Genomic DNA, 18213 nt, shown 5'->3' with positions numbered 1-18213 from the left:
GGCCAAGCTGAAGATCACCGACGAGAGCAACGACCGCGCCTTCTTCGGTCTGACCGGTGAGGCGGCCGGCCGCTGGTTGGCCAGCCGAATCGGCAAGGCGCCCACCGAGGGCGAAGTGCTGCTGTCGGCGGACCTGACCGCCATCGGTCTCCCGGCCGTCTCCCTCGAACCCTGTGGCCTGAATGTCGCCCTGCCGCGCTGGCTGCTGAGCTGCCCCAGGGACCAGGCAGCCGCGTTGTGGACGGCGGCTTGCGAGGCATTGCCCGCCGGGCCTGGTGCGATCTGGCGCTGGCTGGAAGTGCTGTCGGCTGTGCCCAGGGTGGTGCCTGGCACCTGGGAGCACTTCGTGCCGCAGATGGTCAACCTCGAACTGGTCGGCGGTGTGAACTTCAAGAAGGGTTGCTATCCCGGTCAGGAGGTGGTCGCGCGCAGCCAGTACCTGGGCAAGCTCAAGCGCCGCATGCACCTGGGCCGGGTGTCGGGCGAGCCGCCGGCACCTGGTACCGATGTGAGTGCGCCAGGCGGACACGAGCCCTGTGGTGAAGTGGTGCTCGCGGCGGCCGATCCGGTGCTGGGCGGGGCGCTGCTGCTCTTCGAGTCCCAGACCGCGGCGGTGCAGGCCGGCCCGATCGAGGTCGGTGGCCGCCCGATCACCCTGCTGCCCCTGCCCTATTCACTGCCCGCCTGAGAAAGCGTACCGCGGCCGCAGACGGCCCTCCGCCCCGTTGCCTGCGCCCGCTGCGAGCGCCCCGCCCATGTGCCTGATCGCCTTCGCGCTCGCCGCCCATCCCCGCTACCGACTGGTGCTCGCCGGCAACCGCGACGAGTTCCTGCATCGGGCCAGCGCGGCGCTGGGCTGGTGGCCGGGCGAGGCCGGCCTCATCGGCGGACGCGACCTCGAGGCGGGCGGCACCTGGCTGGCGATGCACCCCGAAGGACGGATCGCGGCCCTCACCAATCTGCGCGATGGGCGTCCTGGCTCGGGCTCGGGTTCGGGCTCGGGCGGTAGGTCGGGCTCGGACCCGTCAGCATCGCCCGCCCAGCCATCGCGTGGCGCCCTGCCGCTGTCCTTCCTGTCCCAATCGGATGGGCCGCATCGCCATGCCGAGCGGCTTGCCGAGGGCGCGCTGGGCGATCTCGGCGCGTTCCGCGGCTTCAACCTGCTGATGATCGACCTGCGCTCCCGCGAGCCCGCGGCGGTCTGCCTGAGCAACCGACACCCCGACACCGCGCAGCCGGGAGCCGGTGTGCATGGGCTCTCGAATGGCGCTTTCGATGCGCCCTGGCCCAAGCTGCTCGCGCTCAAGCGCGCGATCACCGCCGCGTTGGCCGATGAGGCGCAGGGTGGGCTCGAGTCGCAGGTCCTCCAGTCGCGCCTGTTCGCCGCACTGGCCGAGACCTCGCCGGCGCCTGATGCCGACCTGCCGGATACCGGCGTGGGCCTGGTGCGGGAGCGCATGCTGGGCAGCCCCTTCGTGCGCTCGGTCGATTACGGCACCCGCTGCTCCACGGTGCTGCTGGTGGACGACCAGGACGAGGTGACGCTGGTTGAGCGAACCTGGCGCTGGGAGGGACACCCCCGGGATGAGGCTGCCCTGCAGCCCGGGGCACCGCTGCCGCCCTGGACCGAGCGGCGTCACCGGTTCCGGCTCAGGGCGCCGGGCAGCTGAATTCAGGCGTCGGGCAGATGCGCGATCAGCCCGCCACGCCCGGCAGACCCATCACCGCTTCGGCCACCGCCGCTGCGGTGATGCCGAAGTGCGCATAGAGCACATCGGCCGGGGCCGACTCGCCGAAGCTCGCGATGCCCACCACCGCGCCCTCGCGGCCGACATACTTGCGCCAGAAATCGGGGTGCGCCGCCTCCACCGCCACCACCGGCAGGGCCCGCGGCAGCACGGCATCCCGGTAGGTGGCCGGCTGCCGGTCGAAGACCGTGGTGGCGGGCATCGAGACCACCCGCACCGGCACGCCGCGTTCGGCGAGCAGACGCTGCGCGGCCAGGGCCAGGCTGGTCTCGGAGCCGGTGCCGATGATCACCGCGCGGGCGTCGGGGGCGTCGGACAGCACATAGCCGCCCTGCCGGATCGCCGCCTCGGCGGCGGCGTCGGCGTGCAGCCGCGGCAGGTTCTGACGCGACAGCGCCAGCGCGCTGGGGCCATCGCGGCGCTCGAGGGCGCAGGCCCAGGCCACCGCGGTCTCGAGACCATCGGCCGGTCGCCAGACATCGAGGTTGGGAATCAGGCGCAGCGAGGGCACATGCTCCACCGCCTGGTGGGTGGGGCCGTCTTCGCCCAGGCCGATCGAGTCATGGGTGAACACATGCACCACCCGCTGCTTCATGAGGGCGGCCATGCGGATGGCGTTGCGGCTGTAGTCGCTGAAGGTGAGGAAGGTGCCGCCATAGGGCAGCAGCCCGCCATGCAGGGCCATGCCGTTCATGATGCCGGCCATGCCGAATTCCCGCACCCCGTAGGAAAGGTGGTTGCCGGGCTGATCGCGGCCGGCCCGCACGCAGCCCTTGAAGTTGGTGAGGTTCGAGCCGGTGAGGTCGGCCGAGCCGCCGAAGAGCTCGGGCCAGAGCGGCGCGAGCGCATCGAGCGCCTGCTGGCTGGCCTTGCGCGTGGCCACCGCCTCGGGCCGCGCGGCGATGGCCGCGAGCACGGCGGGCAGCTGCTGCGCATGGGCGGGCGGCAGCTCGCCACGGCTGCGGCGCAGGAACTCGGCGGCCAGCTCGGGATGGCGCGCGCTGTAGGCCGCAAAGCGCGCCTGCCAGGCCTGCTCCAGGGCGGCGCCGCGGGCGCGGGCATCCCAGGCGGCGCGGATGTCGTCAGGCACCTGGAAGGGCTCATGCGACCAGCCCAGCGCCGCGCGGGTGGCGGCCACCTCGGCCGCGCCGAGCGCCGCGCCGTGCACATCATGGGTACCGGCCTTGTTCGGCGAGCCGCGGCCGATCTCGGTCTTGCAGACGATGAGCGTGGGCCGGCCGTCATCGGCCCCGGCCTGCGCGCGGGCCGCCGCGATGGCGGCATCGACCGCGTCGGCATCATGGCCGTCGATCGGGCCGATCACCTGCCAGCCGTAGGCGCGGAAGCGGGCCGGGGTGTCGTCGGTGAACCAGCCCTCGACATGACCGTCGATCGAGATGCCGTTGTCGTCGTACAGCGCGATCAGTCTGGACAGGCGCAGCGTGCCGGCGAGCGAGCAGGCCTCGTGGCTGATGCCCTCCATCAGGCAGCCGTCACCCAGGAACACATAGGTGAAGTGATCGACGATGACGCCTTCGGGGCCCTCCTGGGGCCGGTTGAATTCGGCGGCCAGCAGTTTCTCGGCCAGCGCCATGCCCACCGCATTGGACAGGCCCTGCCCCAGCGGCCCGGTGGTGGTCTCGACACCCGGCGTCACGCCGACCTCGGGGTGCCCGGCGGTCTTGCTGTGCAGCTGGCGGAAGCGCTGCAGCTCCTCGATGGGCAATGCGTACCCGGTGAGATGCAGCAGCGCATAGATCAGCATCGAGCCGTGACCGTTGGACAGCACGAAACGGTCGCGGTCGGGCCAGGCCGGATTGCCGGGATGGTGGCGCAGATGCCGGTTCCACAGGGCCTCGGCGATCTCGGCCATGCCCATGGGCGCGCCGGGATGGCCTGAGCGGGCCTTCTCGACCGCATCGACGGAGAGCATCCGGATGGCGTCGGCCATGCGGGCGGCGAGGCTGGCCTGGGTGGCCGGGAGGGTGTTGACGGTCATCGGGCGAGGCTCCTGACACTCATGGGGTGACCCGCCGCTTGCGCTCCATCATGCGCCAGATGAACGGGGTGAAGATCAGCTGCATGGCGAGCTCCATCTTGCCGCCCGGCACCACCACGGTGTTGGCACGCGACATGTAGGCATCGTGGATCATGTTCAGCAGGTACGGAAAGTCGATGCCCTTGGGGTTGGCGAAACGGATCACCACCATGCTCTCATCGGCCGACGGGATGTCGCGCGCGATGAACGGGTTGGAAGTATCCACCATCGGCACGCGCTGGAAGTTCACATGGGTGTGGGCGAACTGCGGGCAGATGTAATTCACGTAGTCGGGCATGCGCCGCAGGATGGTGTCGGTCACGGCCTCGGTGCTGTAGCCGCGCTGGTGCTTGTCGCGCCACAGCTTCTGGATCCACTCGAGGTTGATCACCGGTACCACGCCAATCAGCAGGTCGGGGTGCTGCGCGATGTTGTGTTCGGGGGTCACCACCGCGCCATGCAGGCCTTCGTAGAAGAGCATGTCGGTGTTGTCAGGGATGTCCTCCCAGGCGGTGAAGGTGCCGGGGGGCTGGCGGTAGGGCGCCGCCTCCTCGTCGTTGTGCAGGTATTTGCGGATGCGACCGTGGCCGGTCTGCGCATAGCCCCGGAACAGCGCCTCGAGTTCGCCGAACAGGTTGTTGTCGGGCCCGAAGTGGCTGAAGTGCTTGTCGCCGGCCTTCTCGGCGTCGGCCAGGCGCTGCTTCATCTCGGCCCGGTCGTAGCGATGGAAGCTGTCGCCCTCGACGATGGCCGCGCGCACGCCCTCGCGCCGGAAGATGTTGGCGAAGGTGCGGGTGACGGTGGAGGTGCCGGCGCCCGAGGAGCCGGTGATCGAGATGATCGGATAGCGTTCGGACATGGGTCGGGTTTCCGGATTCAGTGGCGAAACAGGCTGCGGGTGCCGAACAGCGGATTGTCTTCGCTGACCAGCGGTGCCGGCTCGTGGTGGTAGCGCTCGATGCGCTCGACCTCCTCGCGCGAGCCGAAGATCAGCCCGATGCGCTGGTGCAGCCCGCCGGGCTGCACCGCGAGCATCGGGTCGCGGCCGGTGCTGGCGCGCCCGCCGGCCTGCTCCATGATCATGCCGATCGGGTTGGCCTCGTACAGCAGTCGCAGCCGCCCGGGCTTGGCCGGATCCTTGCTGTCGCGCGGGTACAGGAACACGCCGCCGCGCATCAGGATGCGATGCGCCTCGGCCACCAGCGAGGCGATCCAGCGCATGTTGAAGTCCTTGCCGCGAGGGCCGGTGCGTCCGGCGAGGCACTCGTCCACGTAGCGGCGCACCGGTGGCTCCCAGAAGCGCGAGTTCGAGGCATTGATCGCGAACTCCTGGGTCTGGGCCGGCACCTGCAGCCGGGGATGGGTGAGCATGAACTCGCCCAGCGTGGGGTCGAGGGTGAAGCCGGCCACACCGTCGCCCACGGTGAGCACCAGCATGGTGGTGGGGCCATAGATCGCATAGCCGGCGGCAAGCTGCGCCGTGCCCGGCTGCAGGAAGTCCTCGGCGGTGACCTCGCGGCCGCTGGCCACCACCTCGGCCGGCGCGCGCAGGATCGAGAAGATGCTGCCCACCGAGACATTCACATCGATGTTCGAGGAGCCGTCCAGCGGATCGAACACCAGCAGGTACTTGCCGCGCGGCTGACCGGCCGGGATCTGCGCGGGCAGCTCGAGCTCCTCCGAGGCCATGCCGGCGAGATGACCGCTCCATTGCGCCACCTGCATGAAGCAGTCGTTGCTCAGGACATCGAGCTTCTTCTGCACCTCGCCCTGCACATTGACCGCACCCTGCGCGCCGGGATGGTCGCCGAGCAGGTCGCGCAGGGCGCCGAAAGCGACGGTGCGTCCGATCGCCTTGCAGGCGATGGCCGCGTCATGGATCAGCGCGTTGAAGTCGCCGCTCGCGCCGGGGAAGCGCCGGCGCTGCTCGATCAGGTACTGGGTCAGGCTGACCCGTCGGGAAAAGGGCATGGATGGGCTCCGGAGCGATCAGGCGGAAACTTCCTCGAAGGCGACCATCAGGCTCGCCAGCGGCATGTCGGCGAGATCGGTCAGCACCCGCCAGGCGCCGCCGAACTCGTGATGACGGGTGAACTCATTGGGCGTGACCAGCACGGGCAGGCCGGCAGCGCGCGCCGCGCGCAGGCCGTTGGCCGAGTCCTCGATCGCCAGGCAGCGCGCGGCTGGCAGCCCCAGCCGGGCGACCGCCTGCTGGTAGGCCTGCGGATCCGGCTTCTTGCGCGGCGCGGTGGCCGCGTCTTCCACCACCGGAAAGATCTCGCGCCAGCGGCTGCCGATCGCCGCGCCGAGCAGCGCTTCGATGTTGCCGGTCGAGGTGGTGGTGGCGATCGCGAGCGCGAGCCCGGCCTGTCGGGCCTCGTGGATGCGCGCCAGCACGCCTGGCCGCAGGCTCACCTCGCCCCGTGCCACGGCCGCCTCATAGGCCGCGCTCTTCAGGGTATGCAGACGAGCGATGGTGGCGTCGAGAGCAGCCTCGTCGAGCCCTCCGAAGGCCGGATCGGCAGCCTGCCAGTGATGGCGGATGCGCTCGCGGCCACCGGCCACCTCAAGCAGGCGGGTGTAGCCGGCAAGGTCCCACTGCCAGGGCAGACCGGCCTGCGCGAAGGCCTGGTTGAAGGCGGCGAGATGCGCATGCTCGGTGTCGGCGAGGGTGCCGTCGACATCGAACACCAGCGCCGCAAGCCGCGGGGCGTTCATGCGAGACGCCTGTGACCGGCACGCAGGCTCATGACCGGACCTGCGCCTGGCCGAACACCCGGCTGGCGAGAATGTCGCCGGCCTCGATGGTGCACAGCTCCTCGGCGCTCAGCACCCGGTCGGGCTGCGCGAACAGGCGGCTGGCCTGACGAAGCCGGGCGCGGTCGAGCGCGTTGCGCACGCTGCGGGCATTGGCGAAGTGCGGCTGCGCCACGCGCAGCGCCAGATAGCGCTCGAAGGCGGCCTGGGCACCCTCGCCGAAGCGGTAGTTCAGGCCGGCGAGCATGCGGCTGCCGATCTCGAGGAGCTCGGGCGGCGCGTAGTCGGGGAAGTCGAGGTGATGGGCGATGCGCGAGCTCATGCCCGGGTTGGACTGGAAGAAGGTGTCCATGCGGTCCTTGTAGCCGGCGAGGATCACCACCAGGTCGTCGCGCTGGTTCTCCATCACCTGCAGCAGGATCTCGATCGACTCCTGACCGTAGTCGCGCTCGTTCTCGGGTCGGTAGAGGTAGTAGGCCTCGTCGATGAAGAGCACGCCGCCCATCGCCTTCTTCAGCACCTCGCGGGTCTTGGGCGCGGTGTGGCCGATGTACTGCCCGACCAGGTCATCGCGGGTGACCGCCACCAGGTGGCCCTTGCGAACATAGCCCAGCCGATGAAGGATCTGCGCCATGCGCATCGCCACCGTGGTCTTGCCGGTGCCGGGGTTGCCGGTGAAGCTCATGTGCAGGCTGGGCGTCTGCGCCTGCAGACCGAGGTTCAGCCGAAGCCGGTCGATCACCAGCAGCGCCGCGATGTCGCGGATGCGGGTCTTCACCGGCGCGAGGCCCACCAGGTCACGCTCGAGTTCCTGGAAGACCTCGGTGACCTGCGACTCGGCGAGCACCTGCCCCACGGTCATCGGCTGGCCGGTGGGCGCCGTCGGAGCTGTCCCGATCGACGCACCCGCCGCAGGCGATACGGCCGCGCTCGGGGGGCTCGCGGCGGGCCTTGCGCGGCCGGCGGGGGCTGCGGGCGGTGTCGAACCGACCGAGCCCGGGATCAGGTAGCTGGGTGCGCTCATCGTCGGATTCTCCCCGGTTCGCGGTGATCAGCCGGCCTGCCCTGCTCGGCCGGCCAGCCGCCCGTCTCAGTAACGCTCGCCTTCAGGCTTGTTCGCGGCATAGCCGCGGGTGGTGTAGCGCACCGAGCGGCCCTGCACCTCCTGCCGCTCGAGCATGAAGCCGGGCTCCTGGGCGGGGCGGTTGACGATGAAGCTCATCGCGATCGATTCGACGCCACGGGTGGAATCGAACGCCATCAGGCGGATGTAGTGGTTGGGGAAGGCCGCGCGGCAGTTGTTCAGTTCGTGCATCACGCCGGCCGCGTCGTTCAGGTCGAACATCGGCAGCCCGTACATCTCCCAGTAGGTGTTGCGCGGATGCGGATCGTCGGTGTGCTCCACGCTCCAGGCATAGCCCTTGCCCAGGCCGTAGTCGATCTGCAGGCCGATCTCGGCGTCGGTGAGATCGGGCAGGAAGCTGAACTGGCCCTGGGTGAGACGGCCGGTGGGGTTGGTCATCATGGCGGCTTGCTCCGGTGACGGTGAACTCAGGCGGTGGTCGGGGTGACGGCGTAGTCGCTGCTGTCGGTGGAGGCGTAGTTGAAGGAGATGTCGCCCCAGGTGTCGAGCGCGGCCTTCAGCGGGCCGCAGCCCTGCGCGGCCTTGCGCAGGATCTCGGGCCCGCGGGCCCGGATGTCCTCGCCCTCGTTGCGCGCCTTGATCATCGCCTCGAGGGCCACGCGGTTGGCCACGGCGCCGGCCTGGATGCCCTGCGGATGGCCGATGGTGCCGCCGCCGAACTGCAGGATCACGTCGTCACCGAAGAGATCGATCAGCTGGTGCATCTGACCGGCATGGATGCCGCCCGAGGCCACCGGCATCACCTTGCGGGTGTCGGCCCAGTCCTGGTCGAAGAACAGGCCGCGCGGCAGATCGGTGCGGGTGTAGCGGTCGCGGCAGATGTTGTAGTAACCCTGCACGGTCATCGGGTCGCCCTCGAGCTTGCCCACCGCGGTGCCGGTGTGCAGGTGATCGCAGCCGGCCAGGCGCAGCCACTTGGCGATCACCCGGAAGCTCACGCCGTGCGACTTCTGCCGGGTGTAGGTGCCATGACCCGCCCGGTGCATGTGCATGATCATGTCGTTGCGCCGGCACCATTCCGCCATCGACTGGATCGCGGTCCAGCCGATCACCAGGTCGACCATCACCACCACCGAACCAAGCTCCTTGGCGAACTCGGCCCGCTCGTACATCGCTTCCATGGTGCCGGCGGTGATGTTCAGGTAGCTGCCCTTCACCTCACCGGTGACCGCCTGCGCCTTGTTGACCGCGTCCATCACGAACAGGAACCGGTCGCGCCAGTGCATGAAGGGCTGGCTGTTGATGTTCTCGTCGTCCTTCATGAAGTCGAGGCCACCCTTGAGGCCCTCGTAGATCACGCGGCCGTAGTTGCGCCCCGACAGGCCGAGCTTGGGCTTGGTGGTCGCGCCCAGCAGCGGGCGGCCGAACTTGTCCAGCCGCTCGCGCTCGACGATCAGGCCGGTGGGCGGACCCTTGAAGGTCTTCACATAGGCCACCGGGATGCGGATGTCCTCGAGGCGCGCCGCCTTCAGCGGCTTGAACGAGAACACATTGCCGATCAGCGAGGCGGTCATGTTGGCGATCGACCCCTCCTCGAAGAGGATCAGGTCGTAGGCCACCCAGGCGAAGTACTGGCCAGGATTGCCCGGCACCGGCTCCACCTTGTAGGCCTTGGCGCGGTAGCTGTCGCAGGCGGTGAGGCGATCGGTCCAGACCACGGTCCAGGTGGCGGTGGACGACTCGCCCGCGACCGCTGCGGCGGCCTCTTCGGGATCGACACCGTCCTGCGGCGTGATGCGGAACAGGCAGATCGTGTCGGTGTCGATCGGCTGGTAGTCGGGCATCCAGTAGCCCATCTGCTTGTACTTGAGCACGCCCGCGCTGTAGCGCTTTTTCGCGTCGGTGATCTGGGTCGGTTCGCTCATCGGGAGGCTCCGTCGGGTGTCGGGTGGGGTGACCGCACTGTAGGCAGCCTCAGGAAACAGGTAAATTCACTTATTTCAGGCTTTCGATTCAGGAACGCTTAATTGAAGAACGCCACCATCCGCCAGCTGCGGGTCTTCAGCGCCGTGGCAAGGCACCTTAGCTTCGCCCGCGCGGCCGAGGCGCTGCACCTCTCACCACCGGCGGTGACCATGCAGGTGAAGGAGCTCGAGGCCGACCTCGGCATGCCGCTGTTCGAGCGTCGCGGGCGGCGCATCGCGCTCACCACCAGCGGCGAGTACATGCTGGTCTATGCGCGACGCATCCTGGCCACCCTGAAAGACGCCGAAGACGCCGCCGCCCGACTTCAGCGGGTGCAGAGCGGCCGGCTCACCGTGGGCATGGTGCGCACGGCCAAGTTCTTCCTGCCGGCGCTGCTCTCGCGCTTTCTCGCCGAACACCGTGGCGTGGACCTGCGTCTGGCGGTGGGCAATCGCGAGGAGCTGGTGTCGCTGCTGCAGGCGAGCGAAGTGGACATCGCGGTGATGGGGCGTCCGCCCTCCGAGATGTCGACCCGCTCGGAGCCCTTCGCCGCCCACCCGCATGTGTTCGTGGCCGCGCCCAGCCATCCGCTGGCGGGGCAGCGCGCGCTGGCGCCCGAGGCGCTGCGCGAGCACGACTTCCTGGTGCGCGAGCCGGGTTCGGGCACCCGCGCCGCCATGGAGGCCTTCCTGCAGCAGGCCCGGCTCGCGCCGCGCTACCGGATGGAACTGCCGAGCAACGAGCTGATCAAGCAGGCGGTGATCGCCAACCTGGGCATGAGCTTCCTGTCGCTGCACACCGTGGGCATGGAGCTGCGCCACGGCCAGCTGGTGGTGCTGGATGTGGCCGGCACGCCGGTGGTGCGGGCCTGGAATGTGGTGCACACCCTGTCGAAGCTGCTGTCACCGGCGGCCGAGGCCTTCCGCTACTTCGTGCTCGAGCATGCCGAGGCGATGCTCGCCGCACAGTTCAGCGGGATCGGGCACCTGCCGACAGCCGCTCCCGCAGCCAGTGATCGAGGTCGTCGAGCACCGCGTCGCGCCCCGGCTGCGCCTCGTTGAAGAGCTCGTGGTACAGGCCGTCATACCCGTGCAGCCGGACGGTGCCCGCCGGGGCTGCGCGCGCGAAGGCGTGGCTGCCCTCGGCCTGCACCATGGCATCGTCACCGGCCACCAGCAGCAGCGTGGGCACGGTCAGCGTGCTGGCGCCAGCCCGGGCCCGCTCGCCGGCCTGACGGATCCAGCCGATCAGGCGGGCGCTGATGCGGTCATGCACCAGCGGGTCCTCGCGATAGGCCCGCACCGCGGCCGCGTCATGCGACAGCCGGTCCGCGTCGAGCCCGTTGCCCAGCGCGAGCGACGGTGCCAGCGCCTGAAGGACCGACACCGCGGCGCGCATCGGGGCCGCAAGATCCACCGCCAGCGCGGGCGAGGACAGCACCAGCCCCGCCACCGGCACCCGCTCGGCAGCCACCAGCTCGGCGGCCATCGCGCCACCCATGCTGTGGCCGAGCAGCCAGGCCGGCCGCCCGAGTTCGGCGGCAAAGCCGGCGAGCTGCGAGGCGGCATCCCGGCGCAGGCGATCGGGCCGGTCGAGCACGCCGCGCGGTCCGCCCGAGGCACCGTGGCCGGCATGGTCATGCGCGCGCACCGTCCAGCCCCGCGCGCACAGCCAGCGCGCCAGCGCGTCGTAGCGGCCGCTGTGCTCGCCCAGCCCGTGCAGCAGGTAAAGCCCCTCGCCGTGACCGCGGGCCGGTCGCCACTCGCGCACCTGCAGCGTCTGCCCGCCCTCGCCTTCGCCGCGCGCGGTCCACTCGCGCAGGGTGATGTCGCCCCCCCAGAGCGCGCGGCTCATCGCCTGATGCGGGATGCCGACCTCGTCGTAGACCTCGCCCTCGGGCTGGAAGCCGTGGGCCCGGTAGAAATCACGCACCGCCGTCTGCGCGCTGAGCGCCACCCGCGCATCGCCGCGCTGCGCCGCGGCCTGCATCAGCGCGAGCAGCACCAGGCTGCCCAGGCCAGCGCGCCGATGCGCGGGCAGCACGGCCATGCGTCCGATGTGTCCGTCGGGCAGCAGGCGGCCGGTGCCCGCCGGTTCGCCATCGACCAGGGCGAGGCAGTGCACGCAGTGCGCGTCGTTCTCGTCCCATTCCAGCTCGGGCGCGATGCCCTGCTCCTGCACGAAGACCGCGGTGCGGATCGGACCGGCATGCGCCTGCAGCGCCGTCCAGTCGCCCAGCCGGATGTCGATGCGCCGCGCGGCCTTCACCCGGGCGGGCTCGGCGCGCGCCGGGCGGGTCGTGGCGCGACTCGCGCTGTCCTTGGCGGCATTCATGGGGATCTCCGGGATGGGGCTTCGACAGGGCGTGGTACGGCAGCATTCAGTCGGTGTCGCGCAGCGCGGCGCGCAAGGCGGCGGCGGCCTCCTGCGGCCCGCGCCGCGCCGCCAGCACGAAGCCGGCGTGCTGGAAGAAGGCATGGATCATCCCGGGATAGACCCGGCAGTCCACCGGCACCCCTTCGGCGCGCAGGCGTTCGGCGTAGGCCAGGCCCTCGTCGCGCAACGGATCATGCCCGGCCAGCGCCAGCCAGACCGGTGCCACCCCGGCCAGCCGCGGCGCATTCAGGGGCGCAAAGCGCCAGTCCTCGCGATCGGCAGGGCTGCGCAGATAGTGGCCGAAGAACCACTGGATGAGCTCCGCATCGAGCAGCACGCCGCGCGCGAATGCCCGATGCGAGGCGCTGTCCTGATGGGCGGCAAGCCCGGGATAGATCAGCAGCTGCAGCCGCAGCGCGATGCCCTGATCGCGGGCGTGCAGCGCGGTGGCGGTGGCCAGCGTGCCGCCGGCGCTGTCGCCGCCGACCGCGAGCCGTGCCGGGTCGATGCCCAGCGCCGGCGCCTCGGCGAGCAGCCAGTGGAGGCTCTCGAAGGCATCATCGACCGCGGCCGGAAATCGGTGCTCCGGCGCGAGCCGATACTCCAGCGAGCAGACCTGGCAGCCGGCATCGGCCGCCAGCTGCCGGCACAGGCGGTCGTGGGTGTCGATCGAGCCGATGGTGAAGCCGCCACCGTGAAAGAAGAGCAGCGCCGGCTGCGGCTGCGCCCAGCTGTGCTCGACCGGCACATACTGCCGCAGACGCAGGCGCCGCTGCGGCAGCTCGAGCGCATGGTCATGCACGGCGTGCAGCGCGCGCTCGGGCTGATCCAGGATGCGCACCGCGCGGGCGTAGTGCGCGCGGGCGGCGACCGCGCCGATGTCGGGAAAGGCAGGCGCCTGCGCGCGCAGCGCGCCCGCGATCAGGCGGGCCACCTGCGGGTCGAGCTCAGCCATGGCCGGGCCGCGGCCCTGTGACGCGGGCCAGGGTGCTGCGCAGCGGGCGCACCTCGGCGCCCTGCAGCAGCCCCTGGGCCTGCAGGGCGCGATGCAGTGCCGGCAGGCGATAGTGCGGCACCGCCGGGTAGAGATGGTGCTCGAGGTGGTGATTCACATGGTGCGGGAAGAGCATCGCCCGCAGCAGCCAGCCCAGCGGGCCGGCCGGCAGCCGGTTGCTGCGCGCCGCCTGCAGCGGCGAGTCGAGCGCGCCCGGCGCGCCATGTTCGGCCACCGCCCGCAGGCGCAGCAGGGCCTGCAGCACGGTGGCCCAGGGCAGCAGCCAGAGCAGCGCGTAGAGCAGCAGGCCGGTGGCGCCGCCCGCCATCGCGCAGGCCAGCGGTGCGGCCAGCTGCCACAGCGCGAGCAGCCGGCGGTCGGTCTGTGCCTGCGCGCGCAGCCGCGCCGAGGTGTCGTCGAGGGGCCGCAGGGCCTGCCCGGTGCTGCGGTCGGCCGCCGGCGCGCCGAGGAAGTAGGCCGCGGTCTTGGGCGCGGTGCGTCCGCTGAGGTCGGTCAGCAGCTTGCGCAGCAGGTAGCCCTCGCCGCGCGGATAGCCGCCATGCAGGGCGATGTCGGGGTCCTGCGGGCCATACAGGTGGTTGTGATGCAGACGGTGCGTGACCCGGTAGGTGCGCATCGACAGCCCGGCCATCCATCCGGCCAGGCAGCCCACCGCCTCGTTCAGGGCGCGCTGCGGCAAAAGGCGGTAGTGCGCGGCCTCGTGGGCCAGGATGAAGAGCGCGTGCTGCTGGCCGGCCATCAGCGGCACAAGCAGCAGCAGCCAACCCCACTGCCCGGCCGCCCAGGCCCAGGCGCCTGCCGCGGCCAGCATGGCCACCGTGCCGAGCGTGAGCACCGGCGCGAGCGCGCCGCGCCAGGTGCTCAGGCGCGTGAGCTCGTCAAGCGCGGCGGGGTCGAGCCGACGCGCGGCCCGGCCATCCGCGCGGAACTCCTCGCCCGGCTGCATGCGCCGCTGCCAGCTCAGCCCAGCTTCACCAGCTGCTTGCCGAAGTTGCGGCCCTTGAGCAGGCCCTTGAGCGCCTCGGGCGCCGCGGCCAGGCCCTGCGCCACGGTCTCGCGGTAGCGCAGGCGGCCGCTGGCCACCATCTCGCCGAGTTCGGCCAGCGCCGGCGGCCAGAACTGGGGATGCTCGGAGATGATGAAGCCCTGCACCTTCAGCCGGCTGACCAGGATGGCGCGGATGTTGTTCACCGGGATGGGCTGACCGTCATAGCCGGCGATCAGGCCGCAGACCGCGATGCGCCCGAAGGCGTTCATGCGGGCCAGCACCAGATCGAGGATCTCGCCGCCGGTGTTCTCGAAGTAGCCGTCGATGCCGTTGGGCGTGGCCTCGGCCAGCGCCTGGCGCAGATGGCCGCCGCGGTGATCGATGCAGGCATCGAAGCCGAATTCCTCGACCACCGCCTTGCACTTCTCGGGCCCGCCGGCCACGCCGACCACACGACAGCCCATGGCCTTGGCAAGCTGCCCCACCACCGAGCCGACCGCACCGCTGGCGGCCGAGACCACCACGGTCTCGCCGGCCTTGGGCGCGATGATCTGCTTCAGACCGTACCAGGCGGTGACGCCCGGCATGCCCACGCAGCCCAGGTAGGCCGACAGCGGCACGCGCGAGGCATCGACCTTGCTCAGGCCGGTGCCGTTGCTCACCGCCCAGCTCTGCCAGCCAAGACGGCCGACCACGGCATCGCCCGGCTTGAAGTCGGGATGACGCGACTCGACCACCTCGCCGGCGGTCCCGCCCTCCATGACCTTGTCGAGGGCCTGCGGCTGGGCGTAGGACTTGCCGTCGTCCATGCGGCCGCGCATGTACGGATCGAGCGACAGCCAGAGGTTCTTCACCAGCAGCTCGCCCTCGGCGAGCGGCGGCACCGGCGCGTCCTCGAGCCGGAAGTTGTCGGCGGAGATCTCGCCGCGGGGGCGGCTGGCGAGCACGATGCGCTGATTGAGGCGGGTCATGGGGATTTCCTGGCGGTGATGAACTTGAAGGTGCCCGAGGCCCGGGCCACCAGCCCCGACTGCTCGTCGCGCACCTCGGCCTCGCAGAAGGCCAGCGTGGCGGTGCGGTGCAGGCAGGTGCCGCGCGCGGTGAGCGTGCTGCCGGTGCCGGGGCTGAGAAAGGTGGTCTTCATCTCGACGGTGGCCACCCCGAGATCGGGCTGGCCGTCGCTGCGGCGCCGGGCCCGGGCCGCGCGGGCCATGCAGACATCAAGGATGGTCATGACCACCCCGCCGTGGGCCACCTGGCGGGAGTTGCAGTACTCGGGGCGCAGCTCGATCACCACCTCCCCGCCCTCCTGCAGGTCGGTGATGCGACCGCCGAGGTGCAGCAGGAAGGGCGGGCCGGGCGGCTGGGTGGCGGTGGGTAGGGTCATGGAAGGCCGCGGCCCGCGGCGGGCGAGCCGCGGCCGTGTGAGGGAAGGAACGGAAGGGTCAGACGATCTCGAACAGGCCGGCCGCGCCCATGCCACCGCCCACGCACATGGTCACCACGGCGAGCTTGCCGCCGCGGCGACGCCCTTCGATGAGAGCATGGCCGGTGAGGCGCTGGCCGCTCACGCCGTAGGGATGACCCACCGCGATCGCGCCGCCGTTGACATTGAGGCGGTCGGCCGGGATGCCGAGCCTATCGCGGCAGTAGAGCACCTGCACCGCGAAGGCTTCGTTGAGCTCCCAGAGGTCGATGTCCTCGACGCGCTTGCCGGCACGGGCAAGCAGCTTGGGCACCGCGAACACCGGACCGATGCCCATCTCGTCGGGTTCGCAGCCGGCCACCGCGAAGCCGCGGAAGTAGCCGAGTGGCTTGAGGCCGCGCTTCTCGGCAAGGCTCGCCTCCATGACCACCACCGCACCGGCACCGTCGGAGAACTGGCTGGCATTGCCCGCCGCGATCACGCCGCCGGGAATCGCCGGCCTGATCTGCGAGACCGCCTCCTGGGTGGTGCCCTCGCGGCGGCCCTCGTCGTCAGCGAGGGTCACCTCGCGGCTGACCATGGTGCCGGTGAGCTTGTCGACCGTGGCCATGGGCACGGTGATCGGCACGATCTCGTCCTTGAATTTTCCCGCGGCGGCCGCGGCGCAAGCCTTCTGCTGGCTCTGCGCGCCGTATTCGTCCTGCTTCTCGCGGGCGATGCCATAGCGCTTGGCCACCATCTCGGCGGTCTGCAGCATCGGCCAGTAGATCTCGGGCTTGCGCTGGGTCAGGGTGGGGTCCTGACCCATGTGGCGGTTGGCCTGGTTCTGCACGCAGGAGATGGACTCCACGCCGCCGGCCACGAAACTGTCGCCCTCGCCGGCGATGATGCGCTGCGCAGCCATGGCGATGGTCTGCAGCCCGGAGGAGCAGAACCGGTTGATGGTCACGCCCGAGACGGTGACCGGGCAGCCGGCCATCAGCGCGATCTGGCGGGCGATGTTGCCGCCGGTGGCGCCCTCGGGAGTGGCGCAGCCCATCAGCACATCCTCGACCTCGCCGGCCTCGATGCCGGCGCGCTCGATGGCGGCGCGCACCACATGGCCGCCCATGGTGGCGCCGTGGGTCATGTTCAGGGCGCCCCGCCAGGACTTGGCCAGGCCGGTGCGGGCGGTGGAGACGATCACTGCTTCACGCATGTCGGGATCCTTTCTTGAGTCTGCCGTGGGAGATCAGCCGTTGAAGCCCTTGCCCTCGGCGGCAAGCCGCGCGAGCAGCGGCGCCGGAGTCCAGAAGGCGGTGTCGCCGTGGCCGAGCGCCGCAAAACCCTTCATGCGGTTGACCACGTTGTACAGCCCGCAGACATCGGCGTAGAGCATCGGCCCGCCGACATGCGCCGGGAAGCCATAGCCGGTGAGGTAGATCATGTCGATGTCGGAGGCACGCAGCGCGATGCCCTCCTCGAGGATGCGGGCGCCCTCGTTGACCAGCGCGAAGATCAGGCGGTGCACGATCTCGTCGTCGCTGATCCGACGCGGCGTGATGCCGAGTTCGGCGCGGTGATCGGCAATCAGCTTCTCGATCACCGGGTCGGGGATCGCATCGCGCTTGCCGGTCTCGTAGCGGTAGTAGCCGGCGCCGGTCTTCTGCCCGAAGCGGCCGAGTTCGCAGACCTTGTCGGGGATCTTCGGGTAGAGCATGTCGGGGCGCTCCAGGTAGCGCCGCTTGCGGATGTACCAGCCGACATCGTTGCCGGCGAGGTCGGCCATCCGGAACGGGCCCATCGCGAAGCCGAAGCGCTCGATGGCGCGGTCGACCTGCTGCGGCGTGGCGCCCTCCTCCAGCATGTAGGCTGCCTGGCGGCTGTACTGCTCGATCATGCGGTTGCCGATGAAGCCGTCGCACACCCCCGAAACCACGCCGAGCTTGCGGATCTTCTTGGCCAGGGCCAGCGTGGTGGCCAGCACATCCTTGGCGGTCTTCGCGCCGCGCACCACCTCCAGCAGGCGCATGACATTGGCGGGGCTGAAGAAGTGGGTGCCGATCACATCCTGCGGGCGCTTGGTGAACGCGGCGATCTGGTCGACATCGAGCGTGGAGGTGTTGCTCGCCAGAATGGCGCCCGGCTTCATCACCGCGTCGAGCTGGCGGAACACCGCCTCCTTGACCGGCATGTCCTCGAACACCGCCTCGACGACGATGTCGGCGTCGGCGATGTCCTGGTAGGCCAGCGTGGGCGTGATCAGGCCCATGCGCTTCTCGACATCCTCGGGCTTCAGGCGGCCCTTGCGGGCGGTGTTCTCGTAGTTGCGCCGGATGGTGGCCATGCCGCGTTCGAGCGGCTCCTGCCTGACCTCGAGCAGGCGCACCGGGATGCCGGCATTGGCGAAGTTCATGGCGATGCCGCCACCCATGGTGCCGGCGCCGATCACCGCGGCGCTGCGGATCGGGCGCAACGGGGTGTCCTCGGGCACATCGGGGATCTTGCTGGCGGCGCGCTCGCCGAAGAAGATGTGCCGAAGCGCCCGGGACTCGGGCGTGTCGACCAGTTCGCCGAAGCAGCGCCGCTCGAAGGCCAGGCCCTGGTCGAAGGGCATGGTGGCCGCCGCGCCCACCGCCTCGGCGCACTTGCGCGGCGCCGGGTAACGCGGCGCCACCGCGGTGGCGGTCTGGATCGCGAACTGGGTGAAGGCCTCGGCATGGGGGTACTCGACCTTGAGGTCGCGCACCCGCGGCAGGCCGCGCTTGCCGTCGACCGCGGCGCGGGCGAAGGCCACCGCGCCGGCGATCAGGTCGCCCTCGATGATGGCGTCGAAA

Annotated in this window: 17 protein-coding genes; 3 read left to right on the top strand and 14 right to left on the bottom strand. The window is 70.6% G+C overall.

The genetic code is table 11. From position 1 onward, the window contains the following. Both ygfZ and AC2H6A_RS09790 read left to right on the top strand, forming a co-directional pair. On the top strand, window positions 1–688 hold a 688-nt coding region (ygfZ, locus tag AC2H6A_RS09795; protein WP_484272995.1), incomplete at its 5' end, for a CAF17-like 4Fe-4S cluster assembly/insertion protein YgfZ. Between the two features lie 67 nt (window positions 689–755). Further along, window positions 756–1670, top strand: coding sequence for an NRDE family protein (locus AC2H6A_RS09790; protein WP_484272993.1), 915 nt, complete (start codon window positions 756–758; stop codon window positions 1668–1670). Between the two features lie 25 nt (window positions 1671–1695). Here AC2H6A_RS09790 and tkt read toward each other — a convergent pair whose 3' ends face one another. From tkt to AC2H6A_RS09755, 7 genes are all read right to left on the bottom strand, one after another. Beyond that, window positions 1696–3747 carry a transketolase gene (gene tkt / locus AC2H6A_RS09785; RefSeq protein WP_484272991.1) on the bottom strand — a complete coding sequence of 684 codons (2052 nt, stop codon included), beginning with the start codon at window positions 3745–3747 and terminating at the stop codon, window positions 1696–1698. Window positions 3748–3766: 19 nt separating this feature from the next. Beyond that, window positions 3767–4645 carry a phosphoribulokinase gene (locus AC2H6A_RS09780; RefSeq protein WP_484272989.1) on the bottom strand — a complete coding sequence of 293 codons (879 nt, stop codon included), beginning with the start codon at window positions 4643–4645 and terminating at the stop codon, window positions 3767–3769. Between the two features lie 17 nt (window positions 4646–4662). Then, window positions 4663–5757, bottom strand: coding sequence for a class 1 fructose-bisphosphatase (locus tag AC2H6A_RS09775; protein WP_484272988.1), 1095 nt, complete (start codon window positions 5755–5757; stop codon window positions 4663–4665). Between the two features lie 18 nt (window positions 5758–5775). After that, window positions 5776–6504, bottom strand: coding sequence for an HAD-IA family hydrolase (locus AC2H6A_RS09770; protein WP_484272987.1), 729 nt, complete (start codon window positions 6502–6504; stop codon window positions 5776–5778). A gap of 28 nt (window positions 6505–6532) precedes the next feature. Next, complete coding sequence (gene cbbX, locus AC2H6A_RS09765; protein ID WP_484272984.1) at window positions 6533–7405, bottom strand: CbbX protein; 873 nt, start codon at window positions 7403–7405, stop codon at window positions 6533–6535. 228 nt (window positions 7406–7633) lie between these two features. Beyond that, window positions 7634–8068, bottom strand: coding sequence for a RuBisCO small subunit-like domain-containing protein (locus AC2H6A_RS09760; RefSeq protein WP_484272981.1), 435 nt, complete (start codon window positions 8066–8068; stop codon window positions 7634–7636). A gap of 26 nt (window positions 8069–8094) precedes the next feature. Further along, window positions 8095–9552: a form I ribulose bisphosphate carboxylase large subunit gene (locus AC2H6A_RS09755; RefSeq protein ID WP_484272979.1), complete on the bottom strand. Its 1458-nt coding sequence runs from the start codon at window positions 9550–9552 to the stop codon at window positions 8095–8097. 102 nt (window positions 9553–9654) lie between these two features. Here AC2H6A_RS09755 and AC2H6A_RS09750 point away from each other — a divergent pair, with 102 nt between their 5' ends. Continuing rightward, on the top strand, window positions 9655–10653 hold the full coding sequence (locus AC2H6A_RS09750; protein WP_484272977.1) for a LysR family transcriptional regulator: 999 nt from the start codon (window positions 9655–9657) through the stop codon (window positions 10651–10653). On the opposite strand, the gene AC2H6A_RS09745 is transcribed toward AC2H6A_RS09750, so the two are convergent. The 7 genes from AC2H6A_RS09745 to AC2H6A_RS09715 form a co-directional block, all read right to left on the bottom strand. After that, entirely contained in the window at window positions 10562–11926 is a 1365-nt protein-coding gene (locus AC2H6A_RS09745; RefSeq protein ID WP_484272975.1) for a GNAT family N-acetyltransferase, read from the bottom strand. The genes AC2H6A_RS09750 and AC2H6A_RS09745 overlap by 92 nt on opposite strands. Before the next feature lie 46 nt (window positions 11927–11972). After that, window positions 11973–12923 carry an alpha/beta hydrolase gene (locus AC2H6A_RS09740; protein WP_484272973.1) on the bottom strand — a complete coding sequence of 317 codons (951 nt, stop codon included), beginning with the start codon at window positions 12921–12923 and terminating at the stop codon, window positions 11973–11975. Beyond that, window positions 12916–13929: a fatty acid desaturase gene (locus AC2H6A_RS09735; protein WP_484272972.1), complete on the bottom strand. Its 1014-nt coding sequence runs from the start codon at window positions 13927–13929 to the stop codon at window positions 12916–12918. The genes AC2H6A_RS09740 and AC2H6A_RS09735 overlap by 8 nt, the downstream gene beginning before the upstream one ends. A 14-nt stretch (window positions 13930–13943) precedes the next feature. Further along, window positions 13944–14942, bottom strand: a complete 999-nt coding sequence (locus AC2H6A_RS09730; protein ID WP_484272971.1) for an NADP-dependent oxidoreductase — start codon at window positions 14940–14942, stop codon at window positions 13944–13946. Next, window positions 14939–15358 (bottom strand): PaaI family thioesterase, encoded by a 420-nt coding sequence (locus tag AC2H6A_RS09725; protein WP_484272970.1) that lies wholly within the window; start codon window positions 15356–15358, stop codon window positions 14939–14941. The genes AC2H6A_RS09730 and AC2H6A_RS09725 overlap by 4 nt, the downstream gene beginning before the upstream one ends. A 58-nt stretch (window positions 15359–15416) precedes the next feature. Further along, a complete protein-coding gene (locus AC2H6A_RS09720) occupies window positions 15417–16595 on the bottom strand; it encodes an acetyl-CoA C-acyltransferase (RefSeq protein WP_484272969.1) in 1179 nt (392 codons plus the stop codon). Between the two features lie 33 nt (window positions 16596–16628). After that, window positions 16629–18213: 3-hydroxyacyl-CoA dehydrogenase (locus AC2H6A_RS09715; RefSeq protein ID WP_484272968.1), on the bottom strand; the 1585-nt coding region annotated here is incomplete at its 5' end.

The sequence above is a fragment of the Quisquiliibacterium sp. genome, assembly GCF_982640115.1.
The sequence above is the reverse complement of the archived record's forward strand: the minus strand, read 5'-3'. Positions and strand labels throughout refer to the sequence as shown.